This is a genomic window from Ferrimonas balearica (genome assembly GCF_019802085.1).
Taxonomy (GTDB): domain Bacteria; phylum Pseudomonadota; class Gammaproteobacteria; order Enterobacterales; family Shewanellaceae; genus Ferrimonas; species Ferrimonas balearica_B.
In genome coordinates this window covers 237,179-256,451 of sequence record NZ_JAHVHV010000003.1, presented here as the reverse complement: position 1 = coordinate 256,451, position 19,273 = coordinate 237,179, and the positions used below count along the sequence as shown (strand labels likewise).

General features: G+C 66.6%; 23 protein-coding genes. 5 read left to right on the top strand and 18 right to left on the bottom strand.

Annotated features, from left to right (window positions below):
• Positions 1 to 101: 101 nt before the first annotated feature.
• From KUV81_RS13955 to ubiE, 11 genes are all read right to left on the bottom strand, one after another.
• Positions 102 to 638 (bottom strand): pilin, encoded by a 537-nt coding sequence (locus KUV81_RS13955; protein WP_222544495.1) that lies wholly within the window; start codon positions 636 to 638, stop codon positions 102 to 104.
• A 101-nt stretch (positions 639 to 739) separates the two neighbouring features.
• Positions 740 to 1,282, bottom strand: coding sequence for a thioredoxin family protein (locus KUV81_RS13950; RefSeq protein WP_222544494.1), 543 nt, complete (start codon positions 1,280 to 1,282; stop codon positions 740 to 742).
• Positions 1,283 to 1,457: 175 nt separating this feature from the next.
• On the bottom strand, positions 1,458 to 2,468 hold the full coding sequence (hemB, locus tag KUV81_RS13945) for a porphobilinogen synthase (RefSeq protein ID WP_222544493.1): 1,011 nt from the start codon (positions 2,466 to 2,468) through the stop codon (positions 1,458 to 1,460).
• A gap of 90 nt (positions 2,469 to 2,558) precedes the next feature.
• Positions 2,559 to 3,338, bottom strand: coding sequence for a TatD family hydrolase (locus KUV81_RS13940; protein ID WP_315900087.1), 780 nt, complete (start codon positions 3,336 to 3,338; stop codon positions 2,559 to 2,561).
• A gap of 3 nt (positions 3,339 to 3,341) precedes the next feature.
• Positions 3,342 to 3,893, bottom strand: coding sequence for a hypothetical protein (locus KUV81_RS13935; RefSeq protein WP_222544492.1), 552 nt, complete (start codon positions 3,891 to 3,893; stop codon positions 3,342 to 3,344).
• Between the two features lie 27 nt (positions 3,894 to 3,920).
• Positions 3,921 to 4,667 (bottom strand): twin-arginine translocase subunit TatC, encoded by a 747-nt coding sequence (gene tatC / locus KUV81_RS13930; protein ID WP_222544491.1) that lies wholly within the window; start codon positions 4,665 to 4,667, stop codon positions 3,921 to 3,923.
• Between the two features lie 2 nt (positions 4,668 to 4,669).
• Complete coding sequence (gene tatB, locus KUV81_RS13925) at positions 4,670 to 5,068, bottom strand: Sec-independent protein translocase protein TatB (protein ID WP_222544490.1); 399 nt, start codon at positions 5,066 to 5,068, stop codon at positions 4,670 to 4,672.
• 6 nt (positions 5,069 to 5,074) lie between these two features.
• On the bottom strand, positions 5,075 to 5,308 hold the full coding sequence (gene tatA, locus KUV81_RS13920) for a Sec-independent protein translocase subunit TatA (RefSeq protein WP_222544489.1): 234 nt from the start codon (positions 5,306 to 5,308) through the stop codon (positions 5,075 to 5,077).
• 70 nt (positions 5,309 to 5,378) lie between these two features.
• Entirely contained in the window at positions 5,379 to 7,013 is a 1,635-nt protein-coding gene (gene ubiB / locus KUV81_RS13915; RefSeq protein WP_222544488.1) for a ubiquinone biosynthesis regulatory protein kinase UbiB, read from the bottom strand.
• Positions 7,010 to 7,606, bottom strand: coding sequence for an SCP2 domain-containing protein (locus KUV81_RS13910; protein ID WP_222544487.1), 597 nt, complete (start codon positions 7,604 to 7,606; stop codon positions 7,010 to 7,012). The genes ubiB and KUV81_RS13910 overlap by 4 nt, the downstream gene beginning before the upstream one ends.
• Positions 7,607 to 7,617: 11 nt before the next feature.
• Complete coding sequence (gene ubiE, locus KUV81_RS13905) at positions 7,618 to 8,373, bottom strand: bifunctional demethylmenaquinone methyltransferase/2-methoxy-6-polyprenyl-1,4-benzoquinol methylase UbiE (protein WP_222544486.1); 756 nt, start codon at positions 8,371 to 8,373, stop codon at positions 7,618 to 7,620.
• A gap of 162 nt (positions 8,374 to 8,535) precedes the next feature.
• On the opposite strand from ubiE, the gene KUV81_RS13900 reads away from it, so the two are divergent.
• Entirely contained in the window at positions 8,536 to 9,186 is a 651-nt protein-coding gene (locus KUV81_RS13900) for a transglutaminase-like cysteine peptidase (protein ID WP_222544485.1), read from the top strand.
• An 8-nt stretch (positions 9,187 to 9,194) separates the two neighbouring features.
• On the top strand, positions 9,195 to 11,114 hold the full coding sequence (locus KUV81_RS13895) for an EAL domain-containing protein (protein WP_222544484.1): 1,920 nt from the start codon (positions 9,195 to 9,197) through the stop codon (positions 11,112 to 11,114).
• A 3-nt stretch (positions 11,115 to 11,117) separates the two neighbouring features.
• On the opposite strand, the gene KUV81_RS13890 is transcribed toward KUV81_RS13895, so the two are convergent.
• Together KUV81_RS13890 and rraA are read right to left on the bottom strand one after the other, a co-directional pair.
• Positions 11,118 to 12,173, bottom strand: a complete 1,056-nt coding sequence (locus KUV81_RS13890) for a formimidoylglutamase (RefSeq protein ID WP_222544483.1) — start codon at positions 12,171 to 12,173, stop codon at positions 11,118 to 11,120.
• Positions 12,170 to 12,655 carry a ribonuclease E activity regulator RraA gene (gene rraA / locus KUV81_RS13885; protein ID WP_222544482.1) on the bottom strand — a complete coding sequence of 162 codons (486 nt, stop codon included), beginning with the start codon at positions 12,653 to 12,655 and terminating at the stop codon, positions 12,170 to 12,172. The genes KUV81_RS13890 and rraA overlap by 4 nt, the downstream gene beginning before the upstream one ends.
• 236 nt (positions 12,656 to 12,891) lie before the next feature.
• Here rraA and KUV81_RS13880 point away from each other — a divergent pair, with 236 nt between their 5' ends.
• The 3 genes from KUV81_RS13880 to KUV81_RS13870 all read left to right on the top strand — a co-directional run bounded on the left by KUV81_RS13880 (position 12,892) and on the right by KUV81_RS13870 (position 16,091).
• Complete coding sequence (locus tag KUV81_RS13880; protein ID WP_222544481.1) at positions 12,892 to 13,410, top strand: phosphatase PAP2 family protein; 519 nt, start codon at positions 12,892 to 12,894, stop codon at positions 13,408 to 13,410.
• Between the two features lie 30 nt (positions 13,411 to 13,440).
• Positions 13,441 to 14,502 (top strand): MJ1255/VC2487 family glycosyltransferase, encoded by a 1,062-nt coding sequence (locus tag KUV81_RS13875; protein WP_222544480.1) that lies wholly within the window; start codon positions 13,441 to 13,443, stop codon positions 14,500 to 14,502.
• 137 nt (positions 14,503 to 14,639) lie between these two features.
• Positions 14,640 to 16,091, top strand: a complete 1,452-nt coding sequence (locus KUV81_RS13870) for a DUF2867 domain-containing protein (protein WP_222544479.1) — start codon at positions 14,640 to 14,642, stop codon at positions 16,089 to 16,091.
• Between the two features lie 9 nt (positions 16,092 to 16,100).
• Here the strand turns inward: KUV81_RS13870 and KUV81_RS13865 are convergent, their stop codons facing one another.
• From KUV81_RS13865 to KUV81_RS13845, 5 genes are all read right to left on the bottom strand, one after another.
• Positions 16,101 to 16,346, bottom strand: coding sequence for a DUF2164 domain-containing protein (locus KUV81_RS13865; protein WP_222544478.1), 246 nt, complete (start codon positions 16,344 to 16,346; stop codon positions 16,101 to 16,103).
• Positions 16,347 to 16,355: 9 nt separating this feature from the next.
• Complete coding sequence (gene aqpZ / locus KUV81_RS13860) at positions 16,356 to 17,048, bottom strand: aquaporin Z (protein ID WP_222544477.1); 693 nt, start codon at positions 17,046 to 17,048, stop codon at positions 16,356 to 16,358.
• 53 nt (positions 17,049 to 17,101) lie between these two features.
• The gene (locus KUV81_RS13855; protein WP_222544476.1) at positions 17,102 to 17,563 is read right to left on the bottom strand and encodes a methyltransferase family protein; all 462 of its coding nucleotides are present in this window, start codon (positions 17,561 to 17,563) and stop codon (positions 17,102 to 17,104) included.
• Entirely contained in the window at positions 17,560 to 17,727 is a 168-nt protein-coding gene (locus tag KUV81_RS13850) for a hypothetical protein (RefSeq protein ID WP_222544475.1), read from the bottom strand. The genes KUV81_RS13855 and KUV81_RS13850 overlap by 4 nt, the downstream gene beginning before the upstream one ends.
• 66 nt (positions 17,728 to 17,793) lie before the next feature.
• Complete coding sequence (locus KUV81_RS13845) at positions 17,794 to 19,260, bottom strand: BCCT family transporter (protein WP_222544474.1); 1,467 nt, start codon at positions 19,258 to 19,260, stop codon at positions 17,794 to 17,796.
• Positions 19,261 to 19,273 lie beyond the last annotated feature (13 nt).

Genomic DNA, 19,273 nt, shown 5'->3' with positions numbered 1-19,273 from the left:
TGTTAGTGAGAGTTCAGCGTTATCAATTACTTAGGGAATTTTGACTGAACGCACTTCACACAGACTTTTGCATCGGGACATCAATTGACACACTTTGCGAATCAGCGGCGGATCAGGGCCACCTGACCGTCCAGGGAGTCGTACTGGATCACCCGGGCGGCGCGGTTGCGGCCCCGGGTGTCACCATCGCCCCGGTAGACGTAGCTGCAACTGACCCGGCCGGTGCCGGCCCCAGCGTTGTGGCGGTAGGCCTGGAACTGGGCGTCGTTTTGCAGTGAGATGCTGGGGGGATCCTCAAGCAGGGTCTGCCACAGGGCAATGCAGCCATTGTTGCCCCGGCCGATGTTGAAGTTGCCGTTGCCCTTGTCGATGCCGATGGGGAATCCGGCGGGGTTCATGTCGAGGATGTCGCCGGCGTAGCCGGGCATGTCCTGGCGGTCGGTGCCGCCGTTGGTCTGCCAGCGCAGGTGGGCAAACTGCACCGCCTGGCGGTAGTCGGCGGTCAGCTGTTTGAGCTGAACGTCGCTGGCGTCGTCGCCGAGATCCAGCAACTTCGGCAGGGCCACCCCGGCCAGGATCGCCAGCAACACCACCACCAGCACCAGTTCCATCAATCCCATGCCCTTGCTGCGTCTCATACCCACTCCCTGCTAATGCAACACTAGGATAACAAGGGCGGTGGGCTGAGCTCCAGACACAAAAAAGCCCACCGAACGGTGGGCTTTGGGTCCTGCGGCGCTTACTCGGCGCCGAGGATGGTGGCCAGGTCCTGCTCCAGGGTGACCTCCGGGGACTCGACGATGCGGCCGAGCTCCTCGCCATCGCGGCGCACCATGATGGTGGGGATGCGCTGGAAGTCGTACTGGGCGGCCAGCCCCTCGGGATCCGTGCGGCTGCGATCGATGCCGATGTACTTCACGGAGAGGTTCGGGTTGTTGGCCTCGGCCAGGATCTTGGCCAGGCGCGGGGTCTCCCGGTGGCAGTCCGGGCACCAGGTGCCGACGATCACCACCAGCTCGGTGGGGGTGTCGATGGCCGCCAGCTTGGCCACCAGAGCGGCGTCCGCCTGGTAGGCGTCGAAATTGGCCTCGTAGCCGGGCTGCTGGCGCAGCTCGTCGAAGCCCAGGTAACCGGTCAGGATCACTTCTTTTTTCTCTTCCTGGTCACAGGTGGCGAACAGGCCACCCTCCTCTTGCTGCGCGAAACCACAGCCGCCTTGTGCGGCCTGAACCGGCACCATCATCATGGGGGCCAGCAACAGTGCCAACAGAGTGCGTTTCATCATCAGTCTCCCTATCTTCAAACTCGCTGCTATGCCACCAGTATGAAGGGATTGGGGGGCAATTGTGCCAGTTAAGGGGTGGATTTGTGAAGCGGGGCAAAAAAGCCTCGGAAGCGTGAAAAAGGGCAGGAGAACCTGCCCTTTTCGCTTCGCGTTTGTGCCCTTGAGGCGACGATTATTCCGCTTCTTTCAACCAGCGGGCCACCGGCTTGGCGAAGTAGGTGAGGATGCCGTCGGCACCGGCGCGCTTGAAGCACAGCAGGGCTTCAAGCACCACCTTCTTCTCATCCAGCCAGCCGTTCTGGGCGGCGGCCTTGAGCATGGCGTACTCGCCGCTCACCTGGTAGGCGAAGGTGGGCACCTGCAGCTCGGTTTTGACCCGACGGACGATGTCCAGGTAGGGCATGCCGGGCTTGACCATTACCATGTCGGCGCCCTCTTCGATGTCCATCGCCACCTCCTGGATCGCCTCATCGCTGTTGGCGGGATCCATCTGGTAGGTGTGCTTGTTGCCACCGCCCAGGTTGCCGGCGCTGCCGACGGCGTCCCGGAAGGGGCCGTAGAAGCTGGAGGAGTACTTGGCGGAGTAGGCCATGATCTGGGTGTTGACGTGACCGGCGGCCTCCAGGGCATCGCGGATGGCGCCGATGCGGCCGTCCATCATGTCGGAAGGAGCCACCATGTCGGCGCCCGCTTCGGCGTGGGACAGGGCCTGCTTGACCAGCACCTCGGTGGTGATGTCATTGAGGATGTAGCCGGTCTCGTCGATGATGCCGTCCTGACCGTGGGTGGTGAAGGGATCCAGCGCCACGTCGGTGATCACCCCCAGCTCGGGAAACTCCCGCTTCAGGGCCCGCACCGCTTTCTGGGCCAGGCCCTCGGGGTTGTAGGCTTCCTCGGCCCCCAGGGACTTCTTCTCCTGCGGGGTCACCGGGAACAGGGCCACCGCCGGCACGCCCAGGGCCACCAGCTCTGCCACCTCTTCGAGCAGCAGATCGATGGAGAGCCGCTCGACACCGGGCATGGACTCCACCACCTCGCGACGGGCGTTGCCCTCCAGGACGAACACCGGGTAGATGAGATCGTTGACCGTCAGGGTGTTCTCCGCGATCAGGCGGCGGGAAAAGTCGTGCTTGCGGATCCGACGGGGGCGTCGGCGGGGAAAGGCTCCGGTAACTTGGCTCACGGATCACTCCTTGTCAAAACAAAACGGGGCGCTCAGGGCGCGTCACTGCCGACATAGTAGCAAACTGGTTTGTCGGTTGTATGGCCGAGGTCACAACTGAAACAACTGCACCACGTTGGCTTCGGTGACCTGGCTGACTTGCTCCGGGGTTTGCCCGCGCAGGGCGGCCACGGTTCGGGCGATGTGGGGCAGGTGGGCCGGTTCGTTGCGCCGGCTTTTCGGTTTGGGAGCCAGGTCCCGTGGCAGCAGGTAGGGGGCGTCGGTCTCCAGCAACAGCCGGTGATCGGGGATGCGGGTCACCAGCTGGCGAAGCTCGGTGCCCCGGCGCTCGTCGCAGATCCAGCCGGTGATGCCGATGTGCAGCTCCAGCGCCAGCGCCGCGTCCAGCTCCTCACCGGTGCCGGTAAAGCAGTGCAGCACGGCGCCGGGCAGGCGGTCCCGGTAGTGGGCCACCAGGGGCAGGAAATCGGCGTAGGCCTCCCGGCAGTGCAGCACCAGGGGGCGGTGTTGCTCCGCGGCGAGGCTCAGCTGGGCTTCGAAGGCGCGGCGCTGGTCGGTCCGGGGGGAGAAGTCGCGACAGTAGTCCAGGCCACACTCGCCGATGGCCACCACCGCCGGGTGGGCGGCCAGCTCGGTCAATCGACCCAGGCTGTGGTCATCCCAGTCCCGGGCGTGGTGGGGGTGCACCCCGGCGGTCAGCAGCGGACCGGGGTAGGCCCCGTGGTGGTCCTGCAGTGCCTGGGTCTCGGCCAGATCACTGGCCAGGGCGATCACACGGGGGACCCCGGCCTGCCGGGCCCGGGCCAGCATCTCGGCCCGGTCGGTGTCGAACTGACTGGAGAGCAGGTTGACCGCGATGTCGGTCAGCACGGCTCAGTCGACCCGCTTGACCCGGGTGGAGTGGCCGAAACCGGTCTTATGCAGCAGGAAGGAGCCCATGGAGGCGCGCTCGATCACCACGGTGTCGCCGGACTTGAGCTTGTAGCGCTTGGACTCGGTCTGGCGCCAGCGCTGGCCGTTGCTCAGGGTAACGGTCCACTGGCCGTAGGCGTTGGTGGTGACTTTGGTGACCGCCGCCTCGATGGCGTCGATGGCCTTGGCGGGGGCTTCCTGCTTGCCGAAATCCTGCTCCATGTCCGCTTTGGGGGCGGGGGCCGCCGCAACGGGCGCCGCCGGGGCGGCCGGTGCAACCGTGACCGGGGCGTTGGCCTGGGGCGGCAGGGCGCGGCCCGCGGCCTGGGTGAACTCATCGAAGCAGATCAGGCGGTCCAGCTTGTCGCCCTTGGCGGCGCACTGGGCGATGGCCTCTGCCAGCTGGTCGTAGCAGGCGAGGCGGTCGAGTTGATCGCTCTTGTCGTTGCAGCCGAAACCGGCGGCGTGGACGCCGCCGCTCAGCAGGGTGATCAGGAGAAGTGTGGTGCGCATTGGTTCCCTCCGTGGCGCGGTGACGCCTCAGTCCGTGGCTTCTTGTTCCTCCTCGCCCTCCGCCTTGGGGGTGTAGAAGCGGGCGAAGATCAGGCCACCTTCAAACAACAGCAGCATGGGGACCGCGAGCATGGTCTGGGAGATCACGTCCGGCGGGGTCAGGGCCATGCCAATCACGAAGGCGCCGACAACGATGTAGGGCCGCTTGGCCTTGAGGTCTTCCACCGTGGTGGCGCCAGACCAGCACATTAGCATTACCGCGATGGGGATCTCAAACGCCAGGCCGAAGGCGAAAAACAGCTTCAGCACGAAGTTGAGGTAGCTGTTGATGTCGGTGGCCACCTGGACCCCTTCCGGGGCGACGCTGGTGAAGAAGCCAAACACCACCGGGAAGACCACGAAGTAGGCGAAGGCGATGCCGGCATAGAACAGCAGGGTGCTGGAGAACAGCAGCGGCATGATCATCTTGCGCTCGTGCTTGTACAGGCCCGGGGCGATAAAGGCCCAGAGCTGGTAGAGCACGTAGGGGATGGCCAGGAAGAACGCCACCACCAGGGTCAGCTTGAAGGGGGCGAAGAACGGCGAGGCAACGTCGGTGGCGATCATCGACGCGCTTTCGGGCATCACCTCCAGCAGGGGCCGGGAGAGGTAGTGGTAGATGTCATTGGACCAGTAGGCCAGGGAGAAAAACACCACCAGGACGGAGCCGATGGCGCGCATCAGCCGGTTACGCAGCTCCATCAGGTGGCTGATCAGGGGTTGCTGCTCAGACATGATTACTCTTTGGAAGTGCTGTCAGTCGGCGCGCTGCCCTGGGGTTTGCTGGCCGCTGGTGCCGCGGCGGTCTCGCTGGACTCGGCGGCGGACGTGGAGGAGTCGCTGGCGTAAGGCCGGTTGACCGATTGGGCGGCGTCCCGCAGCTCCTGGATGGACTGCTGCAAACCGGGGTCGAGATCTTTCAGCCCCTTGGACTCCGCCTTCTTCAGGTCGGCCTGGAGCTGCTCAATCTTCAGCTCCTGTTCCAGCTCGGTGCGCACGGAGCCGGCCATCCGCTTGATGGTGCGGATCCAGCCGGAGACGGCGCGCACGGCCACTGGCAATCGCTCGGGGCCCAGCACAATCAGGCCGATAACCACGATCACCAGGATTTCGAAAAAGCCGAACCCGTCGAACATAGCGGGTTAGGCCTGTTCTTTGTTTTTCTGCTCAGTGGTGGACTGGGCAGTGGTGTCCTTGGCGTTGCTTTCCAGCGCTTTCTTGTCTGCGGCGGCCTGCTCTTCGTCGGACATGGCCTTCTTAAAGCCTTTGACGGCGCCGCCCAGGTCGCTGCCGATGCCGCGCAGTTTCTTGGTTCCGAACAGCAGGACCACGATCAGTGCGACGATCAGAAGTTGCCAGATGCCGAAGTTACCCATGTTGGCTCCCATTAACGGTTGGTGGCTGAGGCCAGGCCTCAGAAATCATCTTCAAGTGTACCGTGGTTGTTCACGGTTTCCTAATCTGCCAACTGGTGATCCAGGCCAGCAGACCGAGGGATCCCAGTAGTATCGAAGGCCAGATTGTAACGGTTTTCCCAACCAGAATTGTGCTGGAGATCACCAAACATCCACCGACGATGAGGAAAATGTGACTGCGGTGCTGACGGCGCCGCTCCTGGATGTAGGGTTCGAGCACCTGGCGGGGGTTGGTCAGCAGGGTGCGACCCAGGGTCAGGTTGTCGTGCAGCAGGTCCGGCAGTTCCGGCAGCTTCTCCAGCCAGAAGGGGGCGGCTTCGCGCACCCGGGCCCATTGGGCCGCCGGGCCCATCTGCTCCTGCATCCACTGTTCCAGGAAGGGCTTGGCGGTGTCCCAGAGATCCAGCTGGGGGTAGAGCTGACGGCCCAGCCCCTCGATGTAGAGCAGAGTCTTCTCCAGCAGCACCAGCTGGGGCTTGACCACCATGCCGAACTCGTGGGCGGTGCGAAACAGGTCCACCAGCAGCTGGCCGAAGCTGATCTCCGACAGCGGCTTGTTCTCCAGCGGGCTGAACACCTGCTTGAGGGCGTGTTCGAAGGCGATGGGATCCGCCTCGGCGTCCACCCAGCCGGTGGTCAGGAAGATCTGCGCCAGGTGGCGGTAATCCTGGTTGAAAAAGGCCAGGAAGATCTCCGCCATGTCCCGCTTGTCCTGCTCCGAGAGCTGGCCGACGATGCCGCAGTCGATGCCGATGTACTGGGGGTTCTCCGGGTGTTCGCGGGAGACGAAGATGTTGCCCGGGTGCATGTCGGCGTGGAAGAAGTTGTCCCGGAACACCTGGGTGAAGAACACCTCCACCCCGCGCTCCGCCAGCAGCTTCATGTTGGTGCCCTGGGCCTTGAGGGCCGCCAGATCCGTCACCGGGATGCCGTAGATCCGCTCCATCACCATCACCTCGGGCCGGCTGAACTGGGCGTGCACCTTGGGGATGTAGAGGGCCTCGGAGCCCTCGAAGTTGGCCCGCAGCCGCTGGGCGTTGTCCGCCTCCCGGGTCAGGTCCAGCTCCGCCAGGATGGTCTGGCGGTAGTCCTCCACCACCTCCACCGGGTGCAGGCGGCGGCCCGCTTTACTGCTGGCCACCAGCCGGGCCACCTGGGCCATCAGGGTCAGGTCGGCGTGGATCACCCGGTCGATGCCGGGGCGCACCACCTTGATCACCACCTCTTCGCCGCTGGCCTTGAGCCGGGCGGTGTGCACCTGGGCCACCGAAGCGGAGGCCAGGGGCTTTGGATCAAAGTCGTCGAACAGTTCGTGGATGGGGGCGCCGAGGGCGGCCTCGATGCGGGCCTGGGCCTGGTCAGAGTCGAAGGGGGGCACCTGGTCCTGCAGCAGCGCCAGGGCATCGGCCAGCTCGTCCGGCAGCAGGTCCCGGCGGGTGGAGAGCATCTGGCCGAACTTGATGTACACCGGCCCCAGGGATTGCAGGGCCAGCTTGAGGCGCACCGCGGGGCTTTGGTCCTGGTGGACCCGGGGCAGCCAGAACAGCAGTCGGTCCACCCAGTTGAGGAGGCCGGGGCGCCGCTCGGCGGGGATCAGGTCCAGCAACCGGTAACGGTGCAGGGTTTTGGCGATCTGCCAGCTGCGGCGCAACGAGGCCAGGGTCATCGGCCGGGCTCCAACCGGGCCAGGCGCGCGGCCAGCGCCTCCACCCGTTGCGCCAGGGTCGTGACCTCCTGACCGAAGCGGGCCACCTCCCTCGGGTCCGGGGCCAGGCGAAGCTCCTCGCGAAGCACCTCGCCGGTGTGCTGGTGCAGCCGGCCCAGATCCGTGCGGGCCCGATTGAGCAGGGCGCGACCGGCCTGGTCGACCCGGTAGGCCATGGCGTCGCCCATCACCTGGCTGAGCGGCTCGGCCAGATCCGGCTCGATGGCGCTGAGCAGGTTCATCAGCTTGCCCACCAGGGCCATGTCGCCCTGGATCTCCAGCTGACCGTCGTTGACCAGGGTGGAGAGGGCGGCGCCCTGACTCAGCTGGGTCAGGGTGGCCAGGCTCAGGCCGATGGCCGCCTGGGTGTCGCCGTCGTACTGGCTGTAGACCTGGATGGGATCGCTCAGCACCAGGTAGAGGGGAAAGGGGAGCTCGGAGAGCTGAACCGCCACCACCTGGCCTTGCCAGCGGGCCAGGGGACGGGGATCGGGATGAAACTTCAGCAGTTGGGCCAGGGCGGTTTCCAGCGCCCCGGCCGCCAGGGTGGCCATCCGCATCGGCGTTAGAACTTGTAGCCGCGGTGCAGGGCCACCACACCATTGGTCATGTTGACGTAGTCCGCCTGGTCGAAGCCGGACTCCAGCATCATCTGCTTGAGGGTTTCCTGATCCGGGTGCACGCGGATGGACTCGGAGAGGTAGCGGTAGGACTCGGCGTCCCCGGCCACCATGGCGCCCATCTGCGGGATCACCTTGAAGCTGTAGAAGTCGTAGGCCTTCTGCATCAGCGCGTTTTGCGGCTTGGAGAACTCCAGCACCAGCAGCTTGCCGCCGGGCTTGAGGATCCGCGCCATGGAGCGCAGCGCCTTGGCCTTGTCGGTGACGTTACGCAGGCCAAAGGCGATGGTGATGATGTCGAAGTGGTTGTCCGGGAAAGGCAGGGCTTCGGCGTTGGCCTGAACGTAGCTTACGTTGCCCACCACCCCCAGATCGTGCAGCTTGGAGCGGCCCACCTTGAGCATGGAGTCGTTGATGTCCGCCAGCACCACTTCGCCGGTCTCCCCCACCAGGTGGGAGAACTTGGCGGTGAGATCGCCGGTGCCGCCGGCCAGGTCCAACACCTTCATGCCGGGACGGGCGGCGGCGCACTCGATGGTGAACCGCTTCCAGTAGCGATGGACGCCGAAGGACATCAGATCGTTCATCAGATCGTACTTGGACGCCACGGAGTGGAACACGTCCGCCACCATCTCCGCTTTCTTGTCGCTGTCTACCTGCTGGTAACCAAAATGGGTCTTGTTGTCAGCGCCGTCAGCCATGCTGTGTCAATCCTGTAGAGCCTTCTGTCATTGGGGGCACAGTCTACACTTTAAACCTACTAACAGAAATGGTGCCGAAGCAAAGGGATGCTGTTCACTTCCTGAACTGTGATCCTAGGGCACTCAAACCCGATGACCCTATAAACCCCAGTGCGCCTGTTGATGATCGCTCTTGTGCTGTTGAGCCTGCCCCTGTGGGGGGATGACGCCACGGCAAAGTGGCGGCGTTACTTCGCGCCCCAACGCCTGGACGCCCTGGCGGAGCGGTTCGGCGAGGCCGGCCGCACGCGGGCCCAGTCCCTGGAGGCCTTCCTGGAGGCGCAGCTTGACGAGGCCCTGACCACCGAGCAGAAGCTGGAGCGGGTCAATGACTACTTCAACGGCTACGACTTTATCGACGATCAAACCCACTGGGGCCAGGCCGACTACTGGGCCACGCCACTGGAGTTCGTGGCCAGTGGCGGCGGCGATTGCGAGGACTTCACCATCGCCAAGTACTTTGCCCTGCGGGTGCTGGGGGTGCCGGCGGCAGAGATGCGGCTGATGTACGCCAAGTCGGTGACCCTGAACCAGGCGCATATGGTGCTGATCTTCCTGGAGCGGCCCGGTGCCATGCCCCGGGTGCTTGACAACCTCGATGGCACCATCAAGTTGGGGTCGGAGCGGCCGGACCTGGTGCCGGTCTACAGCTTCAACGGCGAGGGGCTGTGGCGGGCCCGGGCCTTTGATTCCGGGGTGCGGCTGAAAAGCGGCGAGAGCGGCGTGGACCTGTGGCAGGACCTGGTGTCGCGGATGACCATCGAGGCGGAGTAGGAGGTGTCATGACGCTGTTTCGACTGTTGCTGATCGCCCTGGTGGTGCTGGTAAGCAGCCTGACCGCCAGCAGCCTGTGGCTCTACCTGCGGGGCACCCAGGCCTACCTCAACGAGCAATTGGCGGTGCACGCTGCGGACACCGCCACCTCCCTGGGCCTCTCCCTCTCCCCGGTGCTGGAGCGAGGGGACTGGGTATTGGCCACCTCCATGGTGGACGCCATCTTCGACAGCGGCGAGTACGGCATGATGGTGGTGGATCAGATCGACGGTTTCGAGATCATCACCCGTCGCAGCACCCGTTTCGGCGAGCGGACCCCCGCCTGGTTCCGCCGCGCCTTCCCCCTGAGCGCGCCGGTGATGGCAACGGAGATCACCGGTGGCTGGACCCTGGTGGCGGAGCTGCGGGTGCAGGCCAACCCGGCTCGGGCCCAGGATCACCTGTGGCGGATCACCGAGCGGGCGCTGTGGGCCGCGGTGGTGCTGGCTTTGGTGGCCATCGGCGTCGGGACGCTGCTGCTGCAGCGGGTGCTCGAGCCCCTGGCGGCGGCCCGGCGTCAGGCGGACGGCATTCGCAAGCGACGCTACCTGCGCCAACCGGAGCTGCCGCGCATTCGCGAGCTGCGCTCCCTGGTGCTGGCGATGAACCAGATGGTGGGCACCTCCGAGGCGCTGTTCAAGGAGCAGTGCCAGCGCATCGACCGGCTGCGCCAGCAGACCCTGCTGGATCCGGACACCGGCCTGGGCAACCTGTGCCGGGCCCGCAAACGCTTCGCCCAACTGCTGCGGGACCGGGAGCTGGATGGCGGCATGGTGGCCCGGCTGCACCTGGTGGGGCTGGACAAGGTGGAGCTCAGCCAGGGGGTGGACGGCGAGCAGAGCCTGATGCACAAGCTGTCCGACATCCTCAATGACTGGGTGCTCAAACTGCCCCAGGCCCGGGCCTACCGCATCGGTTTTGCCGACTTCCTGCTGCTGCTGCCCGGCAGCGGTCCGGCGGATCTGGCCCAGTGGGAGGGGGAGCTGCGCCAGCGGGTGCTGGTGCTGCTGCGTCAGATGGGGGGCCAGCGGGTGCTGCTGGTGGCCACCCCCTACCGCCTGGAGGAGGAGGCCAGTGTGCTGGAGCAGGCCCTGGAGGCGCAGCTGTCCGAGGCCCTGGGGCGCCACGAGGACAGCCTCTACCTGATGGTGCCGGGGGATCACCAGGGGGTCTGTACCTTGCAAGAGCAGGAGCAACAGCTGTCGCGCATTCTGGATAGCCCACCCAAGCTGCTGGTGCAGCCCTGTCGGGGGGCCGACGGCAGCCTGCTGTTCAGCGAGATGCTGACCCGCTTCCACGATGGCCAGCGCTGGGTCTCACCAGGCCCGGTGATGGTGATGGTGGCCCGTCAGCAGCGCCACCAGACGCTGGATCTGATGGTGCTTGATGCGCTGCTGGCCCGCCCCAATCCGGCCCATCCGGTGTCGGTCAACCTGACCGTGGAGTCGGTGCTCGACCCGCTGTTTCTCACCCAGCTGCGCCGGCGCCTGAGCGAGGCGCCCCATCAGCTCTGTTTCGAGGTGCCGGAGCGGGCCTACCTGGTGGAGCCGTCACTGACCCTGCGCTTTATCCAGACCGTGGTGGAGTGCGGCGCGGAGGTCTGGCTGGATCACACCACCCCCGGTGGCCTGCCTTTGCTGACCAGCCACGGGCTTCGCGGGATCAAGTTGGATCCCACCTACACCCGGGACAGCCATCAGGAGGGCACCGAGCTGGTGGAGATGATGGTGGCCGCCGCCCACGCCCGGGGCGTGCTGGTGGTGGCAGACCAGGTGGAGGACAGCGCCCTGGCCGAGCGGCTCTGGCAGCTTGGGGTGGATGGGGTGCAGGGCTTTGCTGTGGCCCCGCCCGGGCCCCTGGGGCCGGAAGACGGCCCCACCGGGGTGTGAGGGTCAGGTCAGGGGCTGGGCACGCCCGGCCAGGTAGCTGAGCACCAGCTCGGCCAGGGCCTGGCCCACCGCCCGGGCACCGGCGGCGGGTCCTGCCGGGTGGCAGGCCGGGGCCCCTTCGCACAGGTGCAGATAGTGGCACTGGGGGTACTGGGCCAGGCGGAAGATGAGGTGACAGGCGTCCACCAGGGGCACCCCCACCCGGCTCTCGGCCGAGCTGGGCATGGATTCGATGGCGTCCAGGTCCAGCTCCACCCCCAAGGGGCGGTTGGTGACCGCCAGCTCCGCCAGGGTGTCGTCCAGGGCCTGACCCAGGGTGCGCTCCCGGCGCACCCAGATCTGTTGGAAGCTGGCGTAGTGGATCCCCAGCCGGCGCATCTGATCCAGGGCCGAGGCGTTGTTCTTCTGCTCGTGCAGGCCGATCACCCTATACCAGTTGAGGGCCCCGCTTTCCCAGGCGTAGGCGAAGCCGTTGCCGCTGTGGCGCCCCTCGGTGGCGCGAAAGTCCGCGTGGGGATCCAGGTTGACCGCCGCCAGGGGACGATCCAGCGCCAGGCTGGCCCCCTTGAGGATGGGGTAGGCATTGTTGTGGCCGCCGCCGATCACCAGCGGCTCCAGTCCGGCCTCGGTGATCGCCCGGATCACCGGGGTCAGCCGGGCGTCGAGCTCGGCGGTCAGGGCGCGCAGCCGGGCCAGGTCGTCGGCCCGGGCGTTGTCCAGGGTCGCGGCCTGCTGCTGCAGATCCGCAACGTCCAGCTGGCCCAGCATCAGGATGTCGCTGCCTCCCCGGTGATCGTTGGCCTGCAGATTGAGAAACTGCATCAAAAAGGCGTCCCAGGCGGCGTCACTGCCCCCCCGGCCGCAGTTGGCCCGCGGGCCCAGGTCCTCGGGCACGCCGAGCAGCACGTAGCGGGCGCCCTGCTCCCGGGCGCGGGCCAGGACGGTGGTCAGATCGGCGTTTGGCGTGGGCAGCAGCAGGTGCTCGCCCAGGTGTTGTTCCCCGGGCCGATGGCGCAGCCATTGACCGAGGGCCTGCGGGGTGGCCAGAGAGAGGGTCATTCGATCTCCAGCGGGTCCTGAGAGAGGATGATGCCGGTGCTGTCGACGTAGAGGTGATCCTCCGGCAGGAAAGTGACGCCGCCGAAGTTGACCGGCACGTCCAGGCTGCCCTCGTCGTTGTTGATGGCCCCCACCGGGATCGAGGCCAGGGCCATGATCCCCAGGTCCAGCTCCTCCAGGGCGTCCACGTCCCGGACCGAGCCGTACACCACCAGCCCCTCCCACTGGTTGCGCACCGCCAGGGCGGCGAGGTCGGCGTCGATCAGCGCCCGACGCAGGGAGCCGCCGCCGTCCACCAGCAGCACCTTGCCGCTGCCGTCGATCTCCAGCGCTTCGAGGATGGCACTGCTGTCCTCGAAGCATTTGACGGTGCGCAGCTCGCCCCCGAAGGAGGGGCGGCCACCGAAGTTGCTGAACATGGGTTCCACCACGTCCACCTGATCCCCGTAGAGATCGCACAGTTCAGAGGTGTTGTAATGCATGGCCGCTCCTCGCTTGGCGCTGTCGATACCGGATTCGGTGAGGCATGGGGTTCAAAGTAATGAAAAACCCGCGCTTTGCAATGGAAACCGGCGATCTCGTTGGGTCATCATCGGATTTGTGCGCCGGCCCTGTCACCGAACTGTCCCGCCACTGTCATCGTGGCGTCCCGGGGGTGTCACCCGGCTGTCATCGCCTTTGCCTAGCTTTTGAGTCGTCTTATCGTGAGGACTCGAGCATGTGGCAAAGGATGGATCAGCTGGATCGCGGTGTGTTCACGACACTGCAGCGCCTGCCGGCTCCCGGGCTCTGGCGGCCCCTGGCCCGTGGCGTCTCCCTGAGCGGTGACGGCGCCGGTTACCTGCTGGTGGCACTGCTGCTGGCGGAGGTGGGGGGCTTGCGGGGGCAGCAGTTCCTGATGGCGGGCCTGGTGGCCTACGCCCTGGAGTTGCCCCTTTACTGGCTGCTCAAGAACACCCTGCGCCGCGGCCGGCCCTGCCACAGCATGGGGGACGTCATCGCCATTGTGGTCCCCCACGACAAGTTCAGCCTGCCCTCGGGCCACAGTGCCGCGGCCTTCCTCTTCGCCACCCTGCTGGCCTGGTACTGGCCCCCGTTGGCACCGGTGGCCTACGCTTGGGCGACCTTGGTCGGACTGTCCCGGGTGCTCCTGGGGGTGCACTACCCCGGGGACATCCTCGCCGGCGCCAGCCTGGGCCTGTGGGCCGCCCACATGGGGCTCTACTGGGTACGCTGACCGGTTTTCACCAACAACAAAGGCAACAGTATGCGGATCCTTTATGGGGTACAGGGCACCGGCAACGGCCACCTGACCCGGGCCCGGGTTATCGCCCCGGCCTTTGCCCGCGCGGGCGTCGAAGTGGATTACCTCTTCTCCGGTCGCCCCCGGGACAAGTTCTTCGACATGGAGGTCTTTGGCGACTTCCAGTGCAAACGGGGCCTGAGTTTCACCACCCACAAGGGCCAGATCAGCCTGTGGCGCACCGCCCGGGACAACCGCCTGGGAGAGTGGTGGCGGGATGTCCGGCAGTTGGACCTGTCCGGTTACGACCTGGTGCTCAACGACTTCGAACCGGTCTCCGCCTGGGCGGCCAAGCGCCAGGGGGTCCCCTGCATCGGCATCAGCCACCAGAACGCCTTCAATCATCCGGTGCCGGTGACCGGTGACCAGTGGCACAACCGGCTGATCATGAAATACTTCGCCCCCACCAGCGTGGCGCTGGGCTGCCACTGGCACCACTTCGGCTGTGAGCTGCTGCCCCCCTTTATCGAGGAGATCGCCCCGGCTCCCACGGAGGCGGACAAGGTGCTGGTCTACCTGCCCTTCGAGGAGGCCGCCGACATCCACGCCCTGCTGGCACCGCTCACCGGGCACCGCTTTATGGTCTACCACGGCAGTGACGCCCCCGAAGGGTTGCCGGCCCACATCCACTGGCGGGGCTTCAGTCGCGAGGGGTTCCAGCAGGACCTGGCCAGCTGCGCCGGGGTGGTCTGCTCGGCGGGCTTCGAGCTGGTCTCCGAGGCGCTGGTGCTGGGCAAGAAGCTGCTGCTCAAGCCCCTGCAGGGCCAGTTCGAGCAGCTCTCCAACGCCCTGGCCCTGGAGCTTTTGGGGGCCGCGGAATCGATGAAAAGCATGGACCCGGAGCGGGTGGCCCAGTGGCTGCAGTCCCCGGGTATCGAGCCCATCGTCTACCCCCAGATGGGGGACGCCCTGGTGCAGTGGCTGCTGGCCCGGCGCTGGGATGACGTGGCCGGCTTGTGTGAGCAGGCCTGGTCCCAGGCCAAGCTGCCGGAGGCCTGGCAGCACAAATGGGCTACCGCCTACTAGGCGGGAGCGCCGAGACCGAAACCACCCGCTCGGGTGGTTTTTTTCTGCCCTGGCCTCCCCCCGGGCTCGGGGTCTCGGCACTGGGGTGATCCCGGCGGGCGGGCGGGCCGTTTAAGGACGGCAAGGGGGTGCGCACCATGGCAAACATTCTGGTTCTGGGGGCCAGCGGCTTTATCGGCGGCAACCTGGTTCCCCATCTGGCTGAGCAGGGACATCGGGTTCGAGCCGCCAGCCGACGGCTGGAGACCCTGGCGCTGCGGGAGTGGCCCGACGTTGAGCGGGTTTCTGCCGACGTGTTGGTCCCGGCCACCCTGGAGGCGGCCCTGTCCGACATCGATGTGGTCTACTACCTGGTGCACGGCATGACCGAGGGCCGTGGCTTTGAGCATCGCGAAGCCCTGGGGGCCGGCCACCTGGCCGAGGCGGCGCACCGGGCCGGGGTGCAGCGCATCGTCTACCTCGGCGCCCTTCATCCCAGTGGCGCAGACTCGCTGCATCTGCGCAGTCGCAGCGCCACCGGAGACGGTTTGCGGCAGGGCCCGGTCCCCGTGACTGAGATCCGCGCCCCGATAGTCATCGGGCCCGGGTCCGCCGCTTTCGAAGTGATGCGCGATCTGGTGTTCAACCTGCCGGGGATGATCACCCCCAAGTGGGTGCGTTCCCGGATGGCGCCCATCGCCCTGCCCAACCTGCTGCACTACCTCTCTGGCCTGCTCACCCTGGATGACCAGGGTGACCAGTGCTATGACGTGGCGGGGCCCGAGATGCTGAGTTACGAGGAGCAGATGCGGATCTTTGCCGAGATGGCGGAGCGGCCCCTGCACATTCTGCCGGTGCCCCTGTTGAGCCCCGGCCTGTCGGCCCGCTGGCTGCGCTGGATCACCTCGGTGCCCACCGGCATCGCCAAGGCCCTGGTGGGGGGACTCAAGCAGGACCTGCCGGCGGACGACGCCGCCATCCGAAGCAAGCTGCCGCAGCATCTGATGGGGTTTGAAGCGGCGGTGCGCTGGGCCCTGGCCACGGAGCGGGAGCAGGTGGCGGCCCAGCAGCCAACCCTGGCCAGTGCGCTCAAGCGGCGCTGGCGGCCCCAATACGGCTTCTACCCCAAGCAGGATGGGGCCAGTGCTACGGTGGCGGCGCCGGTGGAGCGGGTGTGGCAGGAGATCTGTCGCATCGGTGGCCGGCCGCGCTACTTTGCTCTGGACCCCCTGTGGCGGGTGCGCGAGGCGTTCGACAGCCTGATCGGTGGCCCCGGGCTGGATTATTTCCGTCGCGATCCCAACCGACTGCTGCCGGGGGACCGGGTGGACTCCTGGTCGGTGGCGGAACTGCAGCCCCAACGCAAACTGACGCTGCTGTTTGGCATGAAAGCCCCCGGCATGGGGGGCCTGACCTTCGATCTTGCCCCCACCGACACCGGCGGCACCCGGCTGACCCTGACCTGCTGGTGGTACCCCGCCGGGGCGTGGGGGCTGATGTACTGGTGGGCCATGCTGCCGGCCCACATCGTGCTGTTTCGCCGCATGGTGGCCAACATTGGCACCCTGGCCCAGGGGACCGACGACTCCGGGGCCCTGGCCCGAGCCTGAGGACCGGCGTCAGTCGGCGGGCTTCTCCAACTCGTACAGGGACTCCACCAGGGCGTCCACCCGGGTCTGCATCAGGGCCTGGGCGTCGTAGAGCGCCTGGTTGTAGAGCACCGGCCCCAGCTTGGCGATGAGAAAATCCAGCAGAAACTCCGCTTCGAACTGCCCCAGTTCCCGCTCCAGCTCGCGGTCACAATAATCGCTCAACTGGGTCAGCAGAGTGTGTCTTACTTCCGGGGTCAATTCGATGCTCGCCATGATGGGTTCCTAGTCGTCGCTGAGCTGGCCAAGGTAGCGGTAAACCAGCGCCCCCAGCAAGGCCCCGAGGATGGGGGCCAGCCAGAACAGCCACAGCTGGCTCACCGCCCAGTCCCCCACGTAGATGGCCACGCCGGTGCTGCGGGCGGGATTGACCGAGGTGTTGGTGACCGGAATGCTGATCAGGTGGATCAGGGTCAGGCAGAGGCCGATGGCGATGGGGGCCAGCCCCTGGGGGGCGCGGTCGTCGGTGGCGCCGAGGATCACGATAAGGAACATCATGGTCATCACCACCTCGCACAACAGCGCCGCGGTGAGGCTGTAGCCCCCGGGGGAGTGGGCGCCGTAGCCGTTGGAGGCGAAGCCGTCCGCCAGGGCAAAACCGGGCTGACCACTGGCAATCAGATAGAGCACCCCGCCGGCGGCGATCCCCCCCAGCACCTGGGCCAGGATGTAGGAGAGCAGCCGGTCGCCCCCGAAGCGGCCCCCGATCCACAGGCCGATGGTGACCGCCGGGTTCAGGTGACAACCGGAGATGTGGCCGATGGCGTAGGCCATGGTCAGCACGGTCAGGCCAAACGCCAGGGAGACCCCCAGCAGGCCAATCCCCACCTCGGGGAAGGCGGCGGCCAGCACGGCGCTGCCGCAGCCCCCCAACACCAGCCAGAAAGTGCCAAAGAACTCCGCAACCTGGGCACGCATAACCGCCTCCTATGAGCGTGGTTGGCCCACAAGTATGGCCCATTGTCAGCGGATCAGAACCAGCGGCCCACCTGTTGGCAATAGCGGTCGAAATCGGCGCCAAAGCGGGCTCGCAGGGCGCGCTCCTCCGGCTGGATCTGGAAACGGTTGAGGTAGAGGACGAAGGCGGGCAGCAGCGCCAGGGCCGCGGGGCTGGCCAGGAACAGGCCCCAGCCCAGCAGCAGGGCGAGCATCCCCAGGTACATGGGATTGCGACTGCGGCGGTAGATCCCCTGCACCACCAGCTGGCGGCTGGCCTCGGGGGTGGTGGGATTGACCGTGGTGTCGGCCCGACGAAACGCCAGGGCCCCCGCCACCAGTATGGTGACCCCCAGCGCCGTGGCCAGGGTGGTGCCGATAAGCCGCAGGGCCGGCTCCAGGGGCAGGGTCGGGGTCACTGGGGCCAACAGGGCCATCAATCCGGCCACCGCCACCATCAGCAGCAGTGGCGGCACCTTAAGTTCCAGGGCCTTCATTGGTTCCTGGCTTCCAGCTGCGCCACCCGGGCCTCCAGCTCGGCCACCCGGGCGGTGAGGGACGCCGATGCCTGGTGGCGTCGGCGTAGGCCGCTGATCTCCAGAAACACCAGGACCGCCACGCCGGCGATCACGGCCCAAACCATAAGATCCGATGGGTTCATCTCGACTCCATTCGATGCGGGACAGGCTCCCTAACCTACGGCGTGACACCCGGTTTGGCCAGCCCCTCAGGGCCGGGGGTGGCGCACCAGATCACGCAGGAAGGCCCCCACCTGGGCCACCAGCACCAGGGTGTAGGGCAGGGCCCCGGCAATGGCGATCTGCTTGTTCAGGTCGACGTCGTTGATCAGCACCAGGGCGATGGCCAGGGCCACCATCAGGGCGCTCCACAGCAGCTTGCTGCCGGGATCGTCGTTGCGGGTCAGCATGGTGCTGACGTAGATGGCGGAGTCGGCGCTGGTGACGATAAAGGTGATCAGCAACAGCAGGGCCGCCAAAGAGAGCAGCGTGCCCAGGGGCAGCTCGGCGAGAAAGCGGAACAGTCCCTGGGTGTAGTCCTGGTTCACTGCCGCCATCACCTCCGGCAGGTAGGGCTGCTGAAACAGGCTGCCGGCGAAGCCGCTGAACCAGAGGATGGAGGCCAGGGTGGGCAGCAGCACGGTGCAGAGCAGGAACTGGCGGATGGTGCGGCCGCGGCTGATGCGGGCGATAAAGGGGCCCACAAAGGGGGTCCAGGCCACCCACCACACCAGGTAGATCACCGTCCAGCCCAGGCTCCAGTCGTAGGAGGCCGGGTCGATGTCGAAGGCCACCTCCGGCAGCAGGGTCAGGTAGCGTCCGGTGGAGCTGACCAGCGCCGACAGGCTCTGGCTGGGGCTGACCGCCAGCACCACCAGCATCAACAGGCCCAGCATCAGCGCGGCGTTGAAGTTGCTCAGTCGCTTGATCCCCCGCTGCAGCCCCAGCATGGAGGAGCCGGTGAACAGCACGGCGATGGCCAGCAGCAGGGCGACGCGCAGCAGGGGGCCCCCCAGTTGCGGGGACAGAGTCTGCTGCAGGCCGGTCTGCACCAGTGCGATGGTGTTGGCGAAGGTGCCGGCGACGCCGAAGACGATGGCCATTACCGCCAGCAGGTTGAGCACGCCCCAGGGGCCGGGATCGGCCCGCTCCGTAAAGCTGGCGGAGATCAGCATCGCCCGGCCACGGTTGTAGCTGAACCAGGCGATGGCCAAGCCGGCGATGGCGTAGAGGCTCCAGGCGTGGAGCCCCCAGTGGAAGTAGGTGAGGGCCAGCGCTGTGTCCGCCGGGGCGGGATCACCGGCGGCAAAGGCGGGCGGGTTGGCCAGGTGGAACACCGGCTCCGCCACCCCCCAGAAGATGAGCCCGGAGCCCATGCCGGCGGTGAACAGCATCGCCACCCAGCTGGCGAACCCGAACTCCGGCTGGGTGTCGGCCCCACCCAGGCGCAGCCGGCCGTAGGGGCTCAGACAGAGCACCGTACAGAGCAGCACCGCCAGGGAGGCGATAACAACAAACAGCAGACCGAAACGGTCGATCACCCCGTGACTCAAGCGGGCCAGCAGATCGATGCTGACCTCCGGCAGGGTGAGGAAGAGCGCGGCGACCAGCGCCACCGTCAGCAGGGTGGCGCGGCCCCGGCGGGGCAGGGCGAACCGGTCAAACAAGGGGGACATCCTTTTCGGGGCG